Origin of the sequence: Salinilacustrithrix flava (assembly GCF_041228405.1) — a bacterium.
Taxonomy (GTDB): Bacteria; Actinomycetota; Acidimicrobiia; order Acidimicrobiales; family Salinilacustritrichaceae; genus Salinilacustrithrix; species Salinilacustrithrix flava.
The window spans coordinates 743,498-761,612 of the sequence record NZ_CP133888.1; the positions used below are offsets into that span (position 1 = coordinate 743,498).

21 protein-coding genes and 1 tRNA gene are annotated in these 18,115 nt (G+C 71.7%); 8 read left to right on the forward strand and 14 right to left on the reverse strand.

Annotated features, from left to right (window positions below):
- Positions 1-19 precede the first annotated feature (19 nt).
- Positions 20-1,351 carry an MFS transporter gene (locus tag RGQ06_RS03595; protein WP_432429254.1) on the forward strand — a complete coding sequence of 444 codons (1,332 nt, stop codon included), beginning with the start codon at positions 20-22 and terminating at the stop codon, positions 1,349-1,351.
- Here RGQ06_RS03595 and RGQ06_RS03600 read toward each other — a convergent pair.
- Genes RGQ06_RS03600 through RGQ06_RS03610 form a run of 3 tightly spaced genes read right to left on the reverse strand, consistent with a single transcriptional unit; the run spans position 1,327 to position 2,980 of the window.
- Positions 1,327-1,686 (reverse strand): cupredoxin domain-containing protein, encoded by a 360-nt coding sequence (locus RGQ06_RS03600; RefSeq protein WP_432429253.1) that lies wholly within the window; start codon positions 1,684-1,686, stop codon positions 1,327-1,329. The genes RGQ06_RS03595 and RGQ06_RS03600 overlap by 25 nt on opposite strands.
- A complete protein-coding gene (locus RGQ06_RS03605) occupies positions 1,686-2,324 on the reverse strand; it encodes a copper chaperone PCu(A)C (RefSeq protein ID WP_432429252.1) in 639 nt (212 codons plus the stop codon). Before RGQ06_RS03605 ends, RGQ06_RS03600 begins: the two co-directional genes overlap by 1 nt.
- A complete protein-coding gene (locus tag RGQ06_RS03610; protein ID WP_432429251.1) occupies positions 2,321-2,980 on the reverse strand; it encodes an SCO family protein in 660 nt (219 codons plus the stop codon). The genes RGQ06_RS03605 and RGQ06_RS03610 overlap by 4 nt, the downstream gene beginning before the upstream one ends.
- 226 nt (positions 2,981-3,206) lie before the next feature.
- Here RGQ06_RS03610 and RGQ06_RS03615 point away from each other — a divergent pair, with 226 nt between their 5' ends.
- Positions 3,207-4,229, forward strand: a complete 1,023-nt coding sequence (locus RGQ06_RS03615; RefSeq protein WP_432429250.1) for a GNAT family N-acetyltransferase — start codon at positions 3,207-3,209, stop codon at positions 4,227-4,229.
- A 23-nt stretch (positions 4,230-4,252) separates the two neighbouring features.
- Here the strand turns inward: RGQ06_RS03615 and fbp are convergent, their stop codons facing one another.
- A complete protein-coding gene (gene fbp / locus RGQ06_RS03620) occupies positions 4,253-5,254 on the reverse strand; it encodes a class 1 fructose-bisphosphatase (RefSeq protein ID WP_432429249.1) in 1,002 nt (333 codons plus the stop codon).
- 171 nt (positions 5,255-5,425) lie between these two features.
- Here fbp and RGQ06_RS03625 point away from each other — a divergent pair, with 171 nt between their 5' ends.
- From RGQ06_RS03625 to RGQ06_RS03635, 3 genes are read left to right on the forward strand one after another with little or no spacing between them, the layout of a single operon-like run.
- Positions 5,426-6,547 (forward strand): DUF1611 domain-containing protein, encoded by a 1,122-nt coding sequence (locus tag RGQ06_RS03625; RefSeq protein WP_432429248.1) that lies wholly within the window; start codon positions 5,426-5,428, stop codon positions 6,545-6,547.
- Positions 6,544-7,656 carry an alanine/ornithine racemase family PLP-dependent enzyme gene (locus RGQ06_RS03630; RefSeq protein WP_432429247.1) on the forward strand — a complete coding sequence of 371 codons (1,113 nt, stop codon included), beginning with the start codon at positions 6,544-6,546 and terminating at the stop codon, positions 7,654-7,656. The genes RGQ06_RS03625 and RGQ06_RS03630 overlap by 4 nt, the downstream gene beginning before the upstream one ends.
- Positions 7,657-7,682: 26 nt before the next feature.
- The gene (locus RGQ06_RS03635) at positions 7,683-8,036 is read left to right on the forward strand and encodes a hypothetical protein (RefSeq protein WP_432429246.1); all 354 of its coding nucleotides are present in this window, start codon (positions 7,683-7,685) and stop codon (positions 8,034-8,036) included.
- A 64-nt stretch (positions 8,037-8,100) separates the two neighbouring features.
- On the opposite strand, the gene RGQ06_RS03640 is transcribed toward RGQ06_RS03635, so the two are convergent.
- The 3 genes from RGQ06_RS03640 to RGQ06_RS03650 form a co-directional block, all read right to left on the reverse strand.
- Positions 8,101-8,177, reverse strand: a tRNA-Pro gene (locus RGQ06_RS03640).
- Between the two features lie 77 nt (positions 8,178-8,254).
- Positions 8,255-8,608 (reverse strand): hypothetical protein, encoded by a 354-nt coding sequence (locus RGQ06_RS03645; RefSeq protein ID WP_432429245.1) that lies wholly within the window; start codon positions 8,606-8,608, stop codon positions 8,255-8,257.
- 49 nt (positions 8,609-8,657) lie between these two features.
- Positions 8,658-9,086, reverse strand: a complete 429-nt coding sequence (locus RGQ06_RS03650) for a response regulator (RefSeq protein ID WP_432429244.1) — start codon at positions 9,084-9,086, stop codon at positions 8,658-8,660.
- A 25-nt stretch (positions 9,087-9,111) separates the two neighbouring features.
- On the opposite strand from RGQ06_RS03650, the gene RGQ06_RS03655 reads away from it, so the two are divergent.
- The gene (locus RGQ06_RS03655) at positions 9,112-9,456 is read left to right on the forward strand and encodes an STAS domain-containing protein (RefSeq protein ID WP_432429243.1); all 345 of its coding nucleotides are present in this window, start codon (positions 9,112-9,114) and stop codon (positions 9,454-9,456) included.
- A gap of 57 nt (positions 9,457-9,513) precedes the next feature.
- Here RGQ06_RS03655 and RGQ06_RS03660 read toward each other — a convergent pair whose 3' ends face one another.
- Both RGQ06_RS03660 and RGQ06_RS03665 read right to left on the reverse strand, forming a co-directional pair.
- Complete coding sequence (locus RGQ06_RS03660) at positions 9,514-10,593, reverse strand: ArsA family ATPase (protein ID WP_432429242.1); 1,080 nt, start codon at positions 10,591-10,593, stop codon at positions 9,514-9,516.
- Positions 10,590-11,591, reverse strand: a complete 1,002-nt coding sequence (locus tag RGQ06_RS03665) for an ArsA-related P-loop ATPase (RefSeq protein ID WP_432429241.1) — start codon at positions 11,589-11,591, stop codon at positions 10,590-10,592. The genes RGQ06_RS03660 and RGQ06_RS03665 overlap by 4 nt, the downstream gene beginning before the upstream one ends.
- Here RGQ06_RS03665 and RGQ06_RS03670 point away from each other — a divergent pair.
- Positions 11,564-12,880, forward strand: coding sequence for an NfeD family protein (locus RGQ06_RS03670; protein WP_432429240.1), 1,317 nt, complete (start codon positions 11,564-11,566; stop codon positions 12,878-12,880). The two genes, RGQ06_RS03665 and RGQ06_RS03670, sit on opposite strands and share 28 nt — an antisense overlap.
- A 105-nt stretch (positions 12,881-12,985) precedes the next feature.
- Positions 12,986-13,243, forward strand: a complete 258-nt coding sequence (locus RGQ06_RS03675) for a WhiB family transcriptional regulator (protein WP_432429239.1) — start codon at positions 12,986-12,988, stop codon at positions 13,241-13,243.
- A gap of 6 nt (positions 13,244-13,249) precedes the next feature.
- Here the strand turns inward: RGQ06_RS03675 and selB are convergent, their stop codons facing one another.
- The 5 genes from selB to RGQ06_RS03700 all read right to left on the reverse strand — a co-directional run bounded on the left by selB (position 13,250) and on the right by RGQ06_RS03700 (position 17,894).
- On the reverse strand, positions 13,250-14,977 hold the full coding sequence (gene selB, locus RGQ06_RS03680; protein WP_432429238.1) for a selenocysteine-specific translation elongation factor: 1,728 nt from the start codon (positions 14,975-14,977) through the stop codon (positions 13,250-13,252).
- Positions 14,977-16,275, reverse strand: coding sequence for an L-seryl-tRNA(Sec) selenium transferase (selA, locus tag RGQ06_RS03685; protein WP_432429237.1), 1,299 nt, complete (start codon positions 16,273-16,275; stop codon positions 14,977-14,979). Before selA ends, selB begins: the two co-directional genes overlap by 1 nt.
- A gap of 58 nt (positions 16,276-16,333) precedes the next feature.
- Complete coding sequence (locus tag RGQ06_RS03690) at positions 16,334-16,741, reverse strand: NUDIX hydrolase (RefSeq protein ID WP_432430697.1); 408 nt, start codon at positions 16,739-16,741, stop codon at positions 16,334-16,336.
- On the reverse strand, positions 16,741-17,331 hold the full coding sequence (locus tag RGQ06_RS03695) for a hypothetical protein (protein WP_432429235.1): 591 nt from the start codon (positions 17,329-17,331) through the stop codon (positions 16,741-16,743). The genes RGQ06_RS03690 and RGQ06_RS03695 overlap by 1 nt, the downstream gene beginning before the upstream one ends.
- 200 nt (positions 17,332-17,531) lie before the next feature.
- Entirely contained in the window at positions 17,532-17,894 is a 363-nt protein-coding gene (locus RGQ06_RS03700; protein WP_432429234.1) for a hypothetical protein, read from the reverse strand.
- Between the last annotated feature and the right edge of the window lie 221 nt (positions 17,895-18,115).

The window sequence follows — 18,115 nt, forward strand, 5'->3', positions numbered from 1 at the left end:
TCAATAGGGTGGTCCGGCGATGCGTCGAGACCCCCCGGACACCGCCCCCGAACCGGCGAACGAGGTCCCTGAGCGCGTCATCGTCCCGCAGTCCCCGGTCGCCCCGGGCACCGAGGCGGTCGAGCGGATCTCCACGTTCCACTCCCTGCGCTACCCCGAGTACCGCCTGCTGTTCATCTCCGGGCTCTTCATCTTCCTCGGCGTGCAGGCCCAGCAGATCGTGCGCGGCTGGCTCGCCGCCGAGCTCACCGGGTCCAACCGGGGCCTGGGCGGGGTGTTCTTCGGCTTCGCCATCCCGATGCTGCTGCTCACCCCGTTCGGCGGGGTCGCGGCCGACCGCTTCCCCAAGCGCACCGTCCTGCTCGTCTCCACCGCCCTGCTCGTCATCAGCGCGCTGTGGGTCGGCCTGGCCGACGCGTTCGGCGTCCTCGAGTACTGGATGCTCGTCGGCGCCTCCGCCGTCCAGGCGTCGGGGTTCGCCATCTTCGGCCCGGCCCGGATCAGCTTCACCAGCGAGCTGGTCGACCGCCGGGCGCTGCCGAACGCCGTGATCCTCAGCCAGATCAGCATGAACAGCACCCGGATCATCGGCCCGGCCGCGGGCGGCGCGCTCATCGGCGTCGCCTGGCTCGGCACCGCCGGCACCTACCTGATCACGGCGGCGCTGATGGTCATCGCCTTCATCATCATCGTCCCGCTGCCGAAGCAGGCCAAGGTCGACCGGAGCGACCGGCCGAGCCCCATCTCGGAGCTGCGCGCCGGGCTGCGCTACGTGCGGGGCAACCGGCCGGTGCTCCTGCTCATCATCGCCTCCTACGCGGTCGTCATGTTCGCCTTCCCCTACATCGCCTTCCTGCCGCTGGTCGCCACCGAGGTGTTCGACGTCGGCTCGGCCGGCTACGGGATCATGAACGCGGCCAGCGGCGCAGCAGCCGTGATCGTCTCGCTGCGCATCGCTCGCATCTCCGGCGCCGACAGCTGGCGCATCCAGGTCATCGCCGGCGTCGTGTTCGGCGTCGGCATCGTCGCCCTCGGGCTCGCGCCGTCGTTCCCGCTCGCCCTGCTCGCCCTCTTCGTCATCGGCGGCGGCGCCTCGGCGTTCCAGGCGATGAACAACACGCTGATCCTCACCGAGAGCGAGCCCGAGTACCACGGCCGGGTCCAGTCGCTGCTCATGCTCAGCTTCTCCGGGTTCGGCCTCGCCGCCCTGCCCCTCGGCGCCGTGGCCGACACGGTCGGCCTGCGGCCGGTGTTCGTCGGCATGGGCATCAGCGCCGTGATCTCGATGCTGCTGTACCAGTGGGCGCGCCGCCGGGTGCCCCGCGATCAGTCCAAGACGACGATCTCGTAGCCGTCGCTCCCCGAGAGGGGGCAGTACCCCTCGTAGCGACCCGGGACGCTGTACGTCAGCGACAGGTTCCGGCCTGCGGCCACGAAGTACGGCCCGACCGTCTGGTCGACGTCGTCCTCGTTGCGCAGGAGCAACGTGTCGCCCACCCGCAGCTCGATCCGAGCCGGCATGACGTCGACGGTCTCGCCGGCGTCGAGGCGGTCCTGCGTGCCAGCTGGGACGACGACCTCCACGGTCTGGGCCTGGCGGTCCTCGCCGCAGCCGGCGACCGCGCCGGCGGATGCGAGGACGACCAGCGCCCAGGCGAGCAGGCGCAGTCCCGGCCGGCGCGCCATCACGGGGCCATGTCCCGGACCTCGGCGGTCACCACGACGTCACCGGCCTGCTCGAACGTGAGCGTGAGCTCGATCGTGGTGCCCACCTCCAGAGGCTCGACCAGGTCCAGCATCATGATGTGCAGCCCGCCGGGCTCGAGCGACACGGTCTCGCCGGCCGGCACCGGGATGTCCTCCACCGGCTGCATCTGCATCATCGGCGCGCCGGCCATCGAGGTGTCGGTCGTCCCCTCGCCCTCCTCGCCGCCCATGCCCTCGCCCATCCCGGCGTCACCGTCGTCCTCGACGGCCGTCGTCTCGTGGAGCTCGACCCTCGCGGCGACGGCTGCGTCGACGCTGGCCGAGAGCAGCACGTCGTCGGCCTCGGTCCCGTTGGTGATGTCGAGGTACGCGGCCCCGGCCGTCGCCACCGCCGGGGAGGTGCGGGCCCAGGCGTCGGCGACCTCCAGCTCGCCGGCCGGCTCCTCGGCCTGGGTGGTGTCCGTGGTGTTGGCGGCCTCGGTCACCGGGGCGGCCTCGCCGGACACGGCGGCGACCTCGTCGTCGTCACCGCACGCGGCGAGGAGGGAGCCGGCGAGCACGAGGGCGGCGACGGCGGTCAGGCGGCGGGTGGGGGTGGGGGTGGGGGTGGGGGTCATCGGATCTCCGGTCGGGTCAGCAGGGTGGTCAGGTCGGTCGTCATGTGCTCGCTCTCGAAGCCGAAGGGCCACTCGACGCGCACGGTTCCGGTGTCGTCGATCACGTAGGTGATCGCCGAGTGCCCGACGTCGTAGGTGGCGTCGCCGGGCTCGTGATCCTCGACCTCGTACTGGACGCCGAAGGCCCGTGCCGCGGTCGCCAGCTCGGCGGGGTCCTCGGTGCGCAGCGCAGCGGTCCGGTCGAAGAAGTGCCCGAGGTAGCCGGCGAGGGTCTCCGGCTGGTCCCGCTCGGGGTCGACGGTGGCCATCGCGACGGTCACCTTCTCGGCGAGCCCGTCGGGGAGGTCCTCGATGGCGACCCGCAGATCGCTCATCGTCATGGGGCAGACATCCGGGCACGACGTGTACCCGAAGTACACGACGAGCAGCTCGCCGTCGTCGGCCCGCATGGCCATCGGCGTGCCACTCGCCGCCTCGGGCAGCGAGACGTCGGCGACCTCGAGCAGCGGTGCCCGGACGACGCCGGCGAGGGTGGTGGTCGCTGCGAGCGAGGCCGGCTCACCCGTGCCGCCCGAGCCGCAGGCTGTCACGAACCCCGCGACGAAGAGCAGGAAGATGGCGACCGGCGCACCTCGGCGCGCCCGTGGGGGGACCATGATCGGAACGTAGGGCGACCCCTGGACTCCAGGAAGGGTCTCGGGTCACTGGTGCCCGGTTCGTGACCCAATTCACGCCACTCACCTGTCGCAGCGCAATGTGCTCGACTCGAGCGATGCCTCACGCCGACCGCACCGACGTGACCGGCCACCGCACCCGTCGTGCCCGAGCCGGTCCGGCCGAGGGATCGGACGAACCGCTGGCACGCCCCGTCAGGACGTCCTCGTGAGCGATGAAGGCGAGACGGTCGCCGAACTGGAGGCTGTCGACGTTCTCGCCGGCGCGCCCGATGCCGCGCTCCGCGGTCTGGCCTCGCTGCTCACCCCGTTCACCGCAGCGCCCGGCACCACGCTGATGCGAGAGGGGGAGGCGGCTCACCACTTCATCCTCCTGACCGATGGAGAAGCGCGGGTCGTCGTCGGCGAGCGCGACGACAACGAGCTCGCGATCGTGGCGGAGGGATCGATCGTCGGCGAGATCGCGCTGCTTCGCGAGCGGCCACGCGCCTCCACGGTGACCGCCCTGACCCCGGTGCGTGGCCTCATGGGCGGGCGCGCAGCCTTCACGCAGCTCCTCGCCATCGAAGGCGTCGCTGACAAGGTCGTGACCCGCGCCCGTCGCCGCCTCGCCGCGGGTCTAGTCCCGGTTCCCATGACGCTCGACGACGGGACGGCGCTCCGGCTCCGGCCGGTCTTGCCCGCCGATCAATGGCGCCTCCTCGAGGCGGACGCGCTCATCTCGGCCAAGACCAGGTACCGGCGGTTCTTCAGCGTGACCGGGATCACGCCAGCGACTGCCCGGTACCTGACCGAGGTCGACTACATCGACCACTTCGTCTGGGTCGCCATCGACGACGAGCAGACCGGCGTCGGCGGCGCGTCCTACATCCGGTCGCGCTCGGACCCGTCAGTCGCCGACATCAGCTTCTCGATCATGGACGAGCTCCAGGGAAGGGGACTCGGTGCGCTGCTGATGGGCGCTCTCGCGATCGCGGCCCGGCGGAATGGCATCTCGCGCTTCGCAGCCGACGTCCTCTCCGAGAACGCAGCGATGGTCGCCATCCTCAACCGCGCCGGGATGGAGTGGGACATGGCGGATCGAGGCATCAGGCACGGCACCATGGCGGTGCCCGAGCCCGCCCCGTACGGCATCGCAGCGGACACCGAGAGGTCGCTCGGCGCGCTCGTCGACGAGATCGGGTTCCGGGCCTGGCACAGCCTCGGCACCACGAGAGGCTCGATGCGATGACGCACCAGTCGCGGAGCGAGCGGTCAGTCTCGTCCCGGTCCGAGCAGCCGCTGCACCTCGGCCACGTCGCCGCTGCTGCCGATGTACAGCGGTGTGCGCTGGTGCAGCTCGGTGGGCGTGATGTCGAGGATGTCGCGACGGCCGTCGGTGGCGGCGCCACCGGCGTGGGAGATGAGGAACGCCAGGGGTGCGTTCTCGTAGAGGAGGCGCAGCTTGCCCTCCGGTCTCGAGGACGTCGGCGGGTACATGAAGACGCCACCTCTGAGCAGGATCCGGTGGACGTCAGCGGCGAGCGCGCCGGAGTAGCGCGCCTGGCGGGGGCCGCAGCGGGACTGCTGGCGTCGGAAGGTGGCGACCATGTCCCGGGTGCGGTCGTCCCACTCCGATTCGTTGGCCTCGTTGACCGCGTAGGTGCCCGCGCCCTCCGGGATGCGGATCGACGGGTGCGTGAGGAAGAAGGTGCCGATGGAGCGGTCGAGGGTGAAGCCGTGCACGCTGCCGCCGGCCGTGTACACGAACATGGTCGAGGGGCCGTAGAGCACGTAGCCGGCGGCCACCAGGTCGCGGCCGGGCTGCAGGAAGTCGGCGACGTCCGCGGGCAGGCCGCTGCGCTCCTCGGGACGGCGGTAGATCCCGAAGATGGTGCCCATGGCCCCGTCGACGTCCACGTTGCCGGAGCCGTCGAGCGGGTCGATGGTGAGCACGTACTTGCCGTGCTCGGAACCGGGCATCGCGTAGACGTCCTCGAGCTCCTCGCTGCCGATGCCGGCGATCATCGGCGCGTGGTCCATCACCTGGCTCACGATGTCGTTGCTGATGATGTCGAGCTGGCGGACCTGCTCGCCCTGCACGTTGCTGTCGCCGGTCAGGCCGAGCTTGCCGACGAAGCCGGCGCGCATGATCTCCGACGCCAGCATCCTCGCCGCCAGGCTGATGCGGTTGAGCACGGTGGACAGGTCGCCGCTCGCGCCCGACGCCGCCTGGTCACGGAAGAACTGCTCGCTGAGGGTCAAGCCGGTCGCCACCTCCGCAACCTAGATCGGCGCGCCCGACCCGAAGGTGTCCGCCCGTCCCCCCGGTAGGATGCAGCCGTCGGCAACACCGCCGGCACTCAGGGGCAGGGGCCTCGCCGACCGCAGGGACACCGTCCCCGGCAACGAGCCCGTCGCCTCCTCTGAGACGCTCAGAGGAGACACATGCCCCAGCCCGCACCCACCCCTTCCACCCGCGACGCGCGCCCGACGGCGGTGGTCTACTGCGAGGGCCAGTTCGGCGAGCAGGACGGCAAGACTGCGAACGGCCTGGTCCGGCACTCCGAGAAGTACCGCATCGTCAGCGTCATCGACAGCCGACGCGCCGGCCTGGATGCGGGTTCGTTCCTCGACGGGACAGCGAACGGCGTCCCGGTGCTGGCCGACCTGACCGAGGCCATCGCCCACGCCGGAGGCGTCCCCGACTACCTCATCTTCGGCGTCGCGCCGGCGGACGGGCTGCTCTCCCCGGCGCAGCGGGTCGTCCTGCTCGACGGCATCGCCCGAGGCATGCACGTCATCAACGGGCTCCACGAGTTCCTCAACGACGACGCCGAGTTCGTGGCGGCCAGCCTGATGGCCGGGGTGACCATCACCGACGTCCGGCGCCCCAAGGAGAAGAAGGACCTCAAGCTGTTCTCGGGGCGGATCTTCGACGTCACCTGCCTGCGCATCGCCGTGCTCGGCACCGACGGCGCCATCGGGAAGCGGACCACCGCGACGCTGCTCGTCCAGGCACTGAACGCCCGCGGGGTCAGGGCGGTGATGGTCGGCACCGGCCAGACCACCCTCATCCAGGGCGGCCGGTACGGCGTGGCCCTCGATGCCCTCGTCCCCCAGTTCTGCTCCGGTGAGGTCGAGGACCAGGTGGTCGCGGCCTTCGAGGGCGAGGACCCCGACGTGATCGTCGTCGAAGGCCAGGGTGCGCTCAGCCACCCCGCGTACCTCACCTCGGCGCACATCCTCCGGGGCAGCCGCCCCCAGGGCGTCATCGTGCAGCACGCCCCGAAGCGCCGCGTGCTCGGTGACTTCCCCATGGTCGCCATGCCCACCGTCGCCAGCGAGGTCGAGCTGATCGAGGCCTTCGCCGACACGAAGGTGATCGGCGTCACGATCAACCACGAGCACATGACCGACGCCGACGTCACGGCGGCGATCGACGAGTACGAGCTGGATCTCGGCGTGCCGGCCACCGACCCGCTCACCAGGCCGCTCGATCGCCTCGTCGACATGGTCGTCGACGCGTTCCCGGCCCTCGCTGAGCCGCGCACCCTGAGCGAGCGGTGACGGCGCCTCGGCTCGAGGTCGATCTCGACGCGATCCGCGACAACACCCGGGTCCTCGTGGACCGACTGGCGCGGCGCGGCATCCGGGTGACCGGCGTGACCAAGGCCGCCCTCGGCTCGACCGAGCTGGCGCAGGCGCTGCTCGACGGCGGCGCGGCCGGGCTCGGCGATTCGAGGGTCGAGAACCTCGCCCGGATGCGCTCGGCGGAGGTCGATGCGCCGCTCACCCTGATCCGGGCACCGATGCTGAGCCAGGTCCACGAGGTCGTCCGCCACGCCACCACCAGCATGAACACCGAGGGAGCCGTCCTGGACGGCCTTGCCGCCGCCGCCGTGGCCCAGGGCACGACGCACGAGATCGTCCTCATGGTCGAGCTGGGTGACCTCCGCGAGGGCGTGGGGAGTGCGGACGTGGTCGACCTGGCGCGATCCGTCGGTCGACGTCAGGGGCTGTCGCTCGTCGGGCTCGGGACGAACCTGGCCTGCCAGTGCGGGGTCGTGCCGGACCAGGCGAAGATGGACGAGCTGTCCTGCCTCGTCGAGCAGGTCGAAGCGGCCTGCGGGGTCGAGCTCTCCGTCATCTCCGGCGGCAACTCCGCCAACCTCGAGTGGGCCCTGACGACTCCAGATGCCGGGCGCGTCAACGACCTCCGGCTCGGCGAGTCGATCCTGCTCGGCACCGAGCCGCTCCACCGGCGACCCATCGACGGCCTCCGCGCCGACGCCTTCGCCCTCGTGGGCGAGATCATCGAGGTGCAGGTGAAGCCGGCCCGACCGTGGGGCGAGCTCGCCCAGACCGCGTTCGGCGCACAGGCGCCTCGGTGTGGGACCGGCCCGGTCCGACAGGCGATCGTCGCGCTCGGGCGCCAGGACGTCGATCCAGACGGCCTCACGTGCCCGGCCGGCGTCGCGCTGCTCGGGATGAGCAGCGACCACCTGGTCGTGGACCTGGACGACGCAGCCGGCGTCGTGGGCGACGAGCTGCGCTTCGGCGTCGACTACAGCGCCCTGCTCCGCGCCATGACCTCCCCCTTCGTCGCCACGGTGGCGGTGGGCGCTTCCGCGCCGCACCCCGCCTCCTCCCCGACGGTCCCCGAGATGCATCAGTGACGACGGCGGCCGGGTACGGGCCACGCATGGCATCCAAGTACCGAGTCAACGACGACGGCGTCGCCAAGGCCCGTCAGATGATCGACAGCAACCAGTACGACCTGGAGACCGAGTGGGGCGACGCCGCGCCATCGTCCGAGCAGTCGAACGAGAAGATCGACCGCGACGGGTACGACGGCTACGGCGAGTGGCACCTGGCCCTGGACACCGAGGCGTCCGAGGAGACCAAGGACCGCTACGCCTTCCCCTTCGGCGACTTCCATCGGGTGGTCCGCAGCGGGCTGATCGCGGCGAAGCAACGGGCGGCGCAGAACGAGCACGACGCGGTGGAGAAGGCTGCAGACGAGCTGCTCGCCCACCTGGATGGAGTCAGGAGCTGAGCCACAGCTCCGGCGCGACGCAGGCCAGCCCGGTCGGAACCCGTGCTGGCCTGCATGCTCGTCTTGGTCGGGTGGGGGAGATTTGAACTCCCGACCTCTGCGTCCCGAACGCAGCGCTCTGCCAAGCTGAGCCACCACCCGGATCGTCCTGGCCGGTGGAGCCAGGGCCTGACCACCATACCGGAGGGGTCCGGTGCCGATCGAAGCCGGATCCCGGCTCAGGACCCGGGCGGTCGCTCGGTGCCGAACAGCGCAGCCACCGCGTCGGCGCCGACGAGCTCGATGTCGTCGCGGCGGTGGGGCTCCCAGTCGGCGCGATCCATCACGAAGCCCTCCATCACCACGGCCTCACCCTCCCGGACGGCGAGGGTGTTGCGCTGCTGGTGCGGCGGCGGCACCGAGGTCCACAGGATCGAGAACGGCTGCGTCCCGGGGTCGTGCACGCCCATCGCTCCGAGCTCAGCCAGGGCGAGCGCGTCCTCGTCGTCGGGGTAGCGCAGCAGCAGGCGCGGCGTGCGCACCTCGAGGCCGAACATCGGCAGGTGCTCGGCGAGTCGCTGGCGCAGCTCCATCACCCGAGCGTGCCGCCCGCGCCCTGGAGGCGCCAGCGGTTTGCGCCGATCAGGCGGAGGCGGGCGCCACCGGTGGCACGGACTCGATCCCGGTGGCCTCGTGGTAGTCGCCGCCGCCGAGCAGCGCCTTGGCCGCCCGGCGCAGGCGGAACGAGTCGAGGGGCTTCACCAGCCAGCCATCGGCGCTGGACCGCTTGGCCAGGAACACGTCGGCGGTGCGATCGAGCAGCATGAGGATGGCCACGTCGTCGAGGCGCTCCATGGCGATCTCGGCCCGCAGGTGCGTGGCCACGGCCATGCCCCCCATGTTGCCGATCTGCAGATCGAGCACCACCAGGTCGGGCTGGTGGGCCTCCACGGCGGGCGGCACCTCCACCCCGGCGCGCAGCCGCACGATGGTGGTCTCGTCGTCCTCGATGGCGGCCGCGACCTCGTCGGCGACGGCATCGTTGTCGGTGGCGATGAGGACCGTGGGCACGGCGGGAACGGTAGCGTGCCCCGCGATGGACATCGAGATCGAGCAGACCCCGGACTACACGCTGTGCCGCCCGAGCGGCGAGCTCGACGCCTACACGGTCGACGAGTTCCGCAACGCCCTCGGCGGTGTCGCCGACGCCGATGCGCTCCTCATCGACCTCTCCGACGTCCCCTTCATGGACTCGGCCGGCCTCGGCGCGCTCATCGGCGGCATCCGACGCACCCGCGAGGCCGGCGGCGAGGTCGCCGTGGCCTGCTCCCGCGCCTCGCTCACCCGGCTGCTGCACACGACCGGCTTCGACCGCATCGTGCCGGTGGCCGAGTCGGTCGACGAGGCCGCCGCCGCGCTCGCCGAGGCCCAGCGAGACTGACGGTTCTGGCCTACCGATTCCCCCGCACGCGCGGGGATGCGTAGGCCGGAACGGATCTCAGAACAGCTCGGCTTCGATGAGGCGCAGGCCCTCGAGGTCGTGCACGTCGGAGCGCAGGAACGGCACCCGGACCACCGGCGCCGGGGCCACCTTGTCGGCGAGGCCGGCGAGGTTCTCCTCCTCCCGGGAGGCGGCGAGCTGGAAGTCGGCCAGGTTGCGGTAGAGCGAGCCGATGTCGGTCCCCTCGAGGGAGTCGGCGCGCTGGTGCGTGGCCTCGGCCAGGCCGTCGTCGAAGCGGGGGTGCATGCGGTTGACGATGAGGGACCGCACCGGGATGCCGCCCTCGGTGAGCTTCTCGGCGAAGAACGTGGCCTCGGCGATGGTGTCGCGCCGCGGTGAGGCGACGAGCACGAACGCGGTGTCGTCGTCGCGGAGGCGCTCCTGCACCCGCGTGGCCCGGCGCTTGAAGCCCTCCTCCATGCCGTCGAAGGCCTGGAAGAAGGCCACGGCGTCGTCGATGACGTCGGCGCCCACGACGCGGGCGACGGTGCGCACGAAGGTCTGGGTGGCCACGTTCACGGCCCGGAACACGCCCCGGTTCGGTGCCGTCAGCAGCCGGTAGAGGCGGTGGTCGAGGAAGCGGCTGAGCCGGGCCGGTGCATCGAGGAAGTCGAGCGCGTTCCGGGTGGGCGGGGTGTCCACGACGATGAGGTCGAAGTCGGTCTCCTCGGCCAGCTCGTAGAGCTTCTCCATCGCCATGTACTCCTGGGTGCCGGAGAGGGCGCCGGAGATGTTCTTGTAGAAGCGGTTGCCGAGGATGCGCTGGAGCTGGGCGTCGTCGGCCGCGTGCTTGGCGACCAGGGCATCGAAGGTGGACTTGGTGTCCAGCATCATCGCCCAGAGCTCGCCCGACCCGGTGCCGTCCACCTGGCTGGGCGCGTCGGTGAGCCCGTCGAGGCCGAGCGCGTCGGCGAGGCGCTTGGCCGGGTCGATGGTGACGACGACCGCACGCCGACCTGCCTCGGCGGCCCGCATGGCGAGCACCGCTGCCGTGGTGGTCTTGCCGACGCCGCCGGAGCCGCCGCACACGATGATGCGGCGGTCGCGGACCAGCTCGTCGAGGCCGGGGGCGCTCACGTGGGCGACCCGAGCTGGACCTCGGCATCCAGCACCTCGATGGCACCGAGCACCGATCGGGCGAGCACGTCGACCTCCTCGGGGCCGATCTCGGACTCGAACAGGAACGGGAGGCGCACCTGGGGCAGCGGGAGCCGGTCGGAGAGGCGCTGCACCTGCTCGACCTGGAGGTCGATGCGGTGGCGGCGGAAGTCGGCCGCCTCGGCCAGGATCTCGGCCTCGCCGTCCCGGAGCGTGACGCCGGCCTGCTCGGCTGCCGCGGTGGGGTCGGCGTCGAGGCCGTCGAGGTCGTCGTAGATGCCGTTGACCACGACCGGCCCGAGGCCCACGCCGACCTGGTCCTCGAGGGAGAAGGCCGTCTCGACCAGCTCGTTCACCGGCGTCTCCTCGGGAAGGGTGACGAGGATGACCTGGCAGCGCTCGTGGTCCTCGAGCAGGTCGAGCACGTCGCGGGCCTGGGTGTTGATCGGGCCGACCTTCACCGAGTCGAGCAGGCCCTTGGCCGAGCGCAGGAACGTGATGGCGTGCCCGGCGGCCGGCGTGTCGAGGACGATGACATCGGCGACACCCGCGCGCTGGAGCTGCTTGACCTTGCCGAGCACGAGGATGTCCCGGATGCCCGGCGCCGCGGTGGCCACCACGTCCAGGGCGCCGCTGGTGACGAGGCGCTTGGAGATGCGGGACAGGCCGTGGTCCTCGAGGTACTCGAGCAGCGCGCCGTCTGGCGTGATCGTGCGTGCGGTGATGTCGGCCGACCCGTCCGGACCGCCGCCACGGCGGAGGAGCTGCTCGTCATAGCTGAGTCCGGACTGGTCCGGCGTACCCTGTCCGAACATCCTGGGCAGGCCCGACTTGCCCTCGACCTCCACCACCAGCGCGGAGCGACCGACCATCGACGCCGCCCTGGCCAGGGCTGCGGTGACGACCGTTTTGCCCACGCCACCCTTGCCCGCAACGATGAGCAGCCGGGATGCAGCGAAGTACTCCGTCGGATTCACCGAAACACCACGTCCATCCTCCTCGTCACCGAGCGCGGGTCACCCTACCCAGGGTCATCGCGGGCCTCGCGCTGTGCGCACTCGCCCTCACCAGCCTGGCGGGCAGTGCCTCCGCGCAGTCGGACCCGGCCGACGCCGGTGAGGAGACGGTCCGCATCCTCAAGGTCTCCGGTCTGATCGACCCGGTCACCGCCTCCTTCATCGAGGAGGAGGTCGAGTCCGCCGCCGACAGCGACGTGGTCGCGCTCGTCCTGCAGGTCAACAGCGAGGACGCCGTCGTCAGCGACGAGCGCATGGACGAGGTCGTCGCCGCCATCGAGGCGTCGTCGGTCCCCGTCTCCACCTGGATCGGCCCCTCCGGCTCGAAGGCCGAGGGCGGGGCCGCCCGCCTGGTCGCCGCCTCCGCGGTCTCGGGCCTCTCCCCCGGCAGCCGCATCGAGGTCACGAGCGAGCTCGCCGAGGGCGTCGACCTCGACGGGCGCACCGCCGTGGGCGAGCGCATCGGCAGCGAGCTCGCCGCCGAGCTCGGCGTGGTCGACAACGATGCCCCGGTCATCGGCGAGTTCATCGTCGGGCTCCCCGGTGTGGAGACGCGCCAGGTCGACGACCGCATCGAGCCGGTCACCCCGGTGCGCTTCGGCCAGCTCGGCCTCATCGACCAGCTGTTCCACACCGTGGCCAGCCCGCCGGTCGCCTATCTCCTGTTCGTGATCGGCGCGAGCCTGCTCGTCTTCGAGCTGTTCACCGCCGGCGTCGGCGTGGCCGGCATGGTCGGCGTCGGCTCGCTGGTGCTGTCGGCCTACGGGCTGGCGGTGCTCCCCACCCGCACGTGGGCGCTCGTGCTGCTCTGCCTGGCGTTCCCGGCCTTCGCCGTCGACGTGCAGACGGGCGTGCCCCGCTTCTGGACCGCCGTCGGCGCCGTCGCGCTCGTGGTCGGCTCGGTCGCGGTGTTCGAGGACGGCCCGCCGTCGTGGATCACCCTGCTCGCCGGCATCATCGGCGTGCTGCTCGCCATGCTCGGCGGCATGCCGGCCATGGTCCGCACCCGCTTCTCGACGCCCACCATCGGGCGCGACTGGATGATCGGCGAGACCGGCGTGGCCGTCGCCGACATCTCCCCGGACGGGGTCGTCACCGTGCGGGACGCCCCGTGGCGGGCCCACACCAACCGGGCCACGCCGATCACCGCCGGCGACGAGGTCCGCGTCACCGCCATCGACGGGCTGACCCTCGAGGTCGAGCCGATCGAGGGCGGGGCCAAGGACTACCGCGAGGCCCGCAGCCACTGAGCGACTGCTCGCGATCGCGAGCAGAACGCTCGCGCTGATTCACCCCTTGTGCACAACGACCTGCGGTCCTAGGTTCAGGCGCCACGTCGACACCGGGGGGTTCGCATGACGCTGGCGATTCGCACAGAGACCGAGCAGTGGCAGCTCAAGGCTGCCTGTCGGGGGCCGCAGTCTCGGGTCTTCTTCCCGCCTGCGCACTTCGAGCGCAAGGACGAGAAGCTCGAGCGCGAGGGACGGGCCAAGGCGATCTGCACCACGTGCTCGGTGCGCCAGGAGTGTCTCGACTACGCCCTGCGCATCCGTGAGCAGCACGGCATCTGGGGCGGCCTGAGCGAGAACGAGCGCAAGTCGCTCCTTCCGTAGTCCGGCTCAGCCCTCGGCAGCCACCAAGCGAGGCCCGGCGATCCGCAGATCGCCGCGCCGCCGCGTCCGGCCGGTGCCGTCGAGGTGCGCCAGCAGCGGCAGCACGTACTTGCGGCTGGTGCCGAGGCGGTCGCGGATCTGGGCCACGGTGACCCCCTCGGGGTGCTCCTCGAGCAGCCCCCGCACCACGTCGCAGGTCTGCTCGATCGCGCCGGCACCGAAGGCGATGCCGTCGACCTCGACCACGGCCCCCCGCCGGACGAGCTCGCGGATCTCGTTGCGGCCGAGGTCGTCGGGTGGGGCCGGCGGTGCGAACGGGTCGGCGGCGAGGGCGCCCAGCCAGGGGTGGCCGTCCAGCGGGTCGATGGCATCGATCGCGACGATGCGGCCCTGCTCGACCACGACGTCGTCGAGGCGCTCGGCGACGGCCCGGTCGCGCTCGTCGAGCGTGGCCAGGTCGAGGCCGAGGGGTCCCGCCTCGAGCAGCCGGCCGGTCACCCGCTCGACGGCATCGGTCCAGGCGACGGGTGACACGACCCAGCGCCCGATGGTCGGCTCGACCCGCTCCCCGGTGAGCAGCGCCAGCTGGTGGGCGTCGACCCAGCCCCGCTCGGCCACCACCCGCTCGACCCGGCGATCCGGCGCCGCCCGGGACGCACGCAGCACGGGATCGACGTCGAGCACCTCGCCGCCCCCGACCGTCTCGCCCCGGCCGGCGTCGCGCAGCACGTAGCGGTCGCCCGGCAGCAGCGGCAGGTGGCGGGCCAGGTGGAGCCGGACCATGCCCGTCTCCCCCGGTTCGATCGGCTGGGGGCCGAGGACGCGCAGCTGCACCGGGTGCTCGCCGGACCCGATGTAGGCCAGGTAGGCGCCCCGCCGGGACACGGCGTGGTCGAGGCGGCCGAGCACGGTGAGCGACGCGTCGAGCTGATCGGTGTGGTGCCACTGGCCGTCGCGCACGAGCACGTCGCCACGATCGACCGAGCCGTGGCTGACGCCGACGAGGTTGAGTGCGGTGCGGTTGCCGGGCTCGAGCTGCTGGACCTGCTCGTGCAGGCGCTGGATGGCCCGCACCCGCACGGTGGTGCCGGCCGGGGCGAGCAGGAGCTCGTCGTCGACGGCGACGGACCCCCCGGCGAGCGTGCCGGTGACGACGGTGCCCGCCCCGGGCGGGGCGAAGGAGCGGTCGATCCACAGGCGGGGTCGACCGTGGTCGACGGCGGTCGGGGTGACGGCCAGGAGCTCGTCGAGCGCCGTGCGCAGGTCGTCCAGCCCGCGGCCGGTGGGCGCGTCGACCCCGACCACCGGTGCCCCCTCCAGGAACGTCCCGGCCACGGCCTCCTCCACCTCGAGGCGGGCCAGCTCGTGCAGGTCGTCATCGACGAGACCGACCTTGGTCAGGGCGATGAGACCGTGGCGCACGCCGAGCACGTCGAGGATGCGCAGGTGCTCCTCGCTCTGGGGCTTCCACCCCTCGCTGGCCGCGACGACGAACAGGCAGGCGTCCACCGCGCCCATGCCGGCGAGCATGTTCTTCAGGAACCGCACGTGGCCCGGCACGTCGATCATCGCCATGCGTCGGCCGGAGGGCAGGGTGGCCCCGGCGAAGCCGAGGTCGATCGTGAGGCCGCGCGCCTTCTCCTCGGCGAGCCGATCGGGGTCGGTGCCGGTGAGGTGCAGGACCAGCGTGGACTTGCCGTGGTCGACGTGCCCGGCGGTGGCCACGACGTGCATCAGGCCCCGCCCAGGTCGCGCAGGGCGGCCACGACGACCTCGTCGTCGTCCGGCTCGACCGTGCGCAGGTCGAGGATGGTGCGGTCGTCCTCCACCCGGGCGATGACCGGTGGCGACCAGGCCCGCAGCTCGGCGGTGCGGTCGCCGGCCACCGCCACGCCGGCGGAGGGGATCTCGACGCCCGGGAGCGTGCCCCCGCCCGGGACAGAGGCGCAGGAGACGACCTCGGCGCCGGCCGAGCCGGCCAGGGTCTCGACGATGCGGTGGGCTCGGGACTCGAGGTCGTCGACCTCGGCCGCGGCCATCCGCCAGAACGGCAGCCGCCCGGCGCTGCGGTCCAGGTACGCGAGCGCCACGTCCTGCAGCGCCGACAGCACCAGGGCGCCGGGCCGGAACGCCCGGTAGAGGGGGTGGGCGGCGCAGGCGCGGACGAGGTCGGCGCGGCCGGCGATGACCCCGGCCTGGGGGCCGCCGAGGAGCTTGTCGCCGGAGAACAGGACGAGGTCGGCGCCGGCCTTCAACGTCTGCTTGGCGGCCGGCTCCTCCGCCAGCCACGACGGGGGCCCGTGGTCGAGCCACGGGCAGCCCGCGTCGAGCAGCCCGCTGCCGAGGTCGACGACGACGGGCGGGCCCAGCTGGGCGAGCGCGGCCACGGACGTCTCCTCGGTGAAGCCGGAGATCGTGTAGTTCGAGCGGTGCACCTTGAGCAGGAGGGCGAGGTCGTCCTCGGCGTCCATCGCGCCGCGGTAGTCGGCGGCACGGGTGCGGTTGGTGGTGCCGACCTCGACGAGCCGGGCGCCGGACTGCGCCATCACGTCGGGCACCCGGAACCCGCCACCGATCTCGACCAGCTCACCGCGGCTCACCGCGACCCCCCGGCCGCCGCCGGCGAGGGCGGCGAGGGTAAGAAGCACCGCGGCGGCGCAGTTGTTGACGACGATCGCGGCCTCGGCGTCCATCGCCCGGGCGAGGAGGGCGCCGGCGTGGGCGGTGCGGCTCCCCCGCTTGCCGCTGGCGAGGTCGAGCTCGATGTTGGACGCCCGCCCGTCGGTGCTGGCCGCGAGCGGGGCACGACCGAGGTTCGTGTGGAGGAGCACGCCGGTGGCGTTCACCACCGGCTGGAGCATCGTCCGGGCCCGCGCAGCGGCCGCCGATCGCGCCGAACCGGGATCGCCGGCCGCGATCGCCTCGCGTGCGGCATCGACGAGCAGCGGGTGGGGCAGGCCGGTGTCGGCGAGGGACCGGGCCAGCTGGTCGACCGACGGCGGACGATCGGGAGCGGGCGACGGGTTCGACACGGCCGCCGACTCTAGGACGAGGTCGGCTGCGCCCATCCCCGGTCGTCACGCCGGACGATCAGTGTGGGCGTGGTCGGGGCAGACGCTCACGACGGCGCCCCTGCCGGTCCGTGCGGACCTTCTCGACGGGGAACCATGCGACGTCGACGAGCTCCTGGGCGTCGGCTGGCAACTCAGGGTCGTGGCCGAGCACGGCAGTGCCGTCGTGCACATCCAGGAGCCAACAGCTCTCCGTCCCGTTCGGTCCTGTCGAGTCGTACAGGTGGCGAACGACGCGTCCGACCAGACCGGTCTCCTCGCGCAGCTCGCGGAGTGCGCAATCTGCGACCGTCTCACCAGGCTCGATCGCACCTCCAGGCAAGGTCCACCACACGCGATCGGGAGTGGCGTGCTGGACCATGAGGATCTCGTCGTGGCCGTGGTCGACCCGGAAGACCGCAGCGACGCCCCTGTTCCTGGTCGGCATCAGCTCTGCCGTCTCAGATCGCTCGTGAACTCCCGCCTAGCTTCGTGATCTGCGATCTTGCGGAGCCACTCGTGCCCGGGGTGCCAGCGTGCCAACAGGTCGCACAGCACGGCTCGCGCACGTCCATCGAGCAGCGGCAGGGTCAGTTGCAGATCTGATCGGTCCTTCGGGTTGTCATGCCGGGCCTTGTGAGCGAGCACGAACTCGGGACGCTGCACGTGCATGCCGGCGAACGGCCCCTCTTCAGGCACCCAGACGACGTCCTCGAGCGGTAGCGCCAGGTCCGGATCGAGGCGGCTCGTCCACATCCCGGCGCGATCCTTCGTCGTCACCACGTCGATGAGCCACGGTTCGGTTGACTTGCGCCGGATCCACACCTGTCCAGCCCAGTTCGGCAGCTCGGGAGCGTGGATGCCTGCGTCGGGGAACAGGAGGGGTCGCAGCGACCCGCTGCCCACCGACCAGAGATGGAACTGACCACCGAGGTGCTCCTGGAGGGCAGGCACGTCCCGACGGAAGACGGCGATGTCGAGGTCGCCGTGCAGGCGCGTTGTGCCCGTGAAGGCTTCGATCGCGTAGCCGCCGATCACCCACCACGGTCGGTCCCAGTCGCCGAACCACCGTCGGATGTCGTCGATCGACGCCGGCACGCGCGGTCACGGCGCCAGCGCGGGCGGCTCAGATGAGAACCCTGCCATCTCGCCAGGAGAAGAAGATCTCCTCCGTCGCGTGTCGATCCACTACGCCTCGTTCGCGGAAGGACTCGACTCCTCCCAGGTGCCGGTAGAAGTCACAGCTCGGGTTCTCCTTGATGCAACCGACCAGGAGCGAGGACATCGAACGGGCCCGTAGCTGTCCTACCGCCACCACGGATCTCGCCCACACCGGCCACCTGTCGAACCGAGGCACCCGCCCACACGAAGCCAACCACCCCGTGCTCCTCAGCGTCAGCGACATCGAAGACGTCGTGGGGGTGAAGTTCGGCCAACAACTTCCTCCACCCGCTCGCGCTCTGGGCGGGTGTCCATGTGAGGTCGAGCATCCGCTCCGGGATCTGGCCGATGAACGCACCAAGAGACGCCGCGACCGTGACCAGGCCGAGATCGTCGCAGTCGTCCAACCTCGCTGCCCTGATCGCGATTTCTGCGTTCATCACTTCCACAGATGCCGAGCAGCGGCGCACCCCATGCAGGAAGAGTGCCGGCTTGCGAGCGCCTCGGGCCACCCGATTCCGGTCGGGCAGGTCCTTGGGGTCTGGCGGACGTCGTCGCCGAGCTCTCCTCGCCCGAACGCCAGCTATGCCCTACCGGGATCGCCGAAGTACGAGGCTGGGCCACTTCGCTCGGTTGGGAGTGAGTCGTCCCGGACGGTCCG

Bases quoted from the DNA above. Each gene is read 5' to 3' on its own strand.
- RGQ06_RS03595 (WP_432429254.1), top strand. From the start codon at position 20: ATGCGTCGAGACCCCCCGGACACCGCCCCCGAACCGGCGAACGAGGTC.
- RGQ06_RS03600 (WP_432429253.1), bottom strand. From the start codon at position 1,686: ATGGCGCGCCGGCCGGGACTGCGCCTGCTCGCCTGGGCGCTGGTCGTC.
- RGQ06_RS03605 (WP_432429252.1), bottom strand. From the start codon at position 2,324: ATGACCCCCACCCCCACCCCCACCCCCACCCGCCGCCTGACCGCCGTC.
- RGQ06_RS03610 (WP_432429251.1), bottom strand. From the start codon at position 2,980: ATGGTCCCCCCACGGGCGCGCCGAGGTGCGCCGGTCGCCATCTTCCTG.
- RGQ06_RS03625 (WP_432429248.1), top strand. From the start codon at position 5,426: ATGCCCCAGCCCGCACCCACCCCTTCCACCCGCGACGCGCGCCCGACG.
- RGQ06_RS03635 (WP_432429246.1), top strand. From the start codon at position 7,683: ATGGCATCCAAGTACCGAGTCAACGACGACGGCGTCGCCAAGGCCCGT.
- RGQ06_RS03645 (WP_432429245.1), bottom strand. From the start codon at position 8,608: ATGGAGCTGCGCCAGCGACTCGCCGAGCACCTGCCGATGTTCGGCCTC.
- RGQ06_RS03655 (WP_432429243.1), top strand. From the start codon at position 9,112: ATGGACATCGAGATCGAGCAGACCCCGGACTACACGCTGTGCCGCCCG.
- RGQ06_RS03670 (WP_432429240.1), top strand. From the start codon at position 11,564: ATGCAGCGAAGTACTCCGTCGGATTCACCGAAACACCACGTCCATCCT.
- RGQ06_RS03675 (WP_432429239.1), top strand. From the start codon at position 12,986: ATGACGCTGGCGATTCGCACAGAGACCGAGCAGTGGCAGCTCAAGGCT.
- selB (WP_432429238.1), bottom strand. From the start codon at position 14,977: ATGCACGTCGTGGCCACCGCCGGGCACGTCGACCACGGCAAGTCCACG.
- RGQ06_RS03690 (WP_432430697.1), bottom strand. From the start codon at position 16,741: ATGCCGACCAGGAACAGGGGCGTCGCTGCGGTCTTCCGGGTCGACCAC.
- RGQ06_RS03700 (WP_432429234.1), bottom strand. From the start codon at position 17,894: ATGAACGCAGAAATCGCGATCAGGGCAGCGAGGTTGGACGACTGCGAC.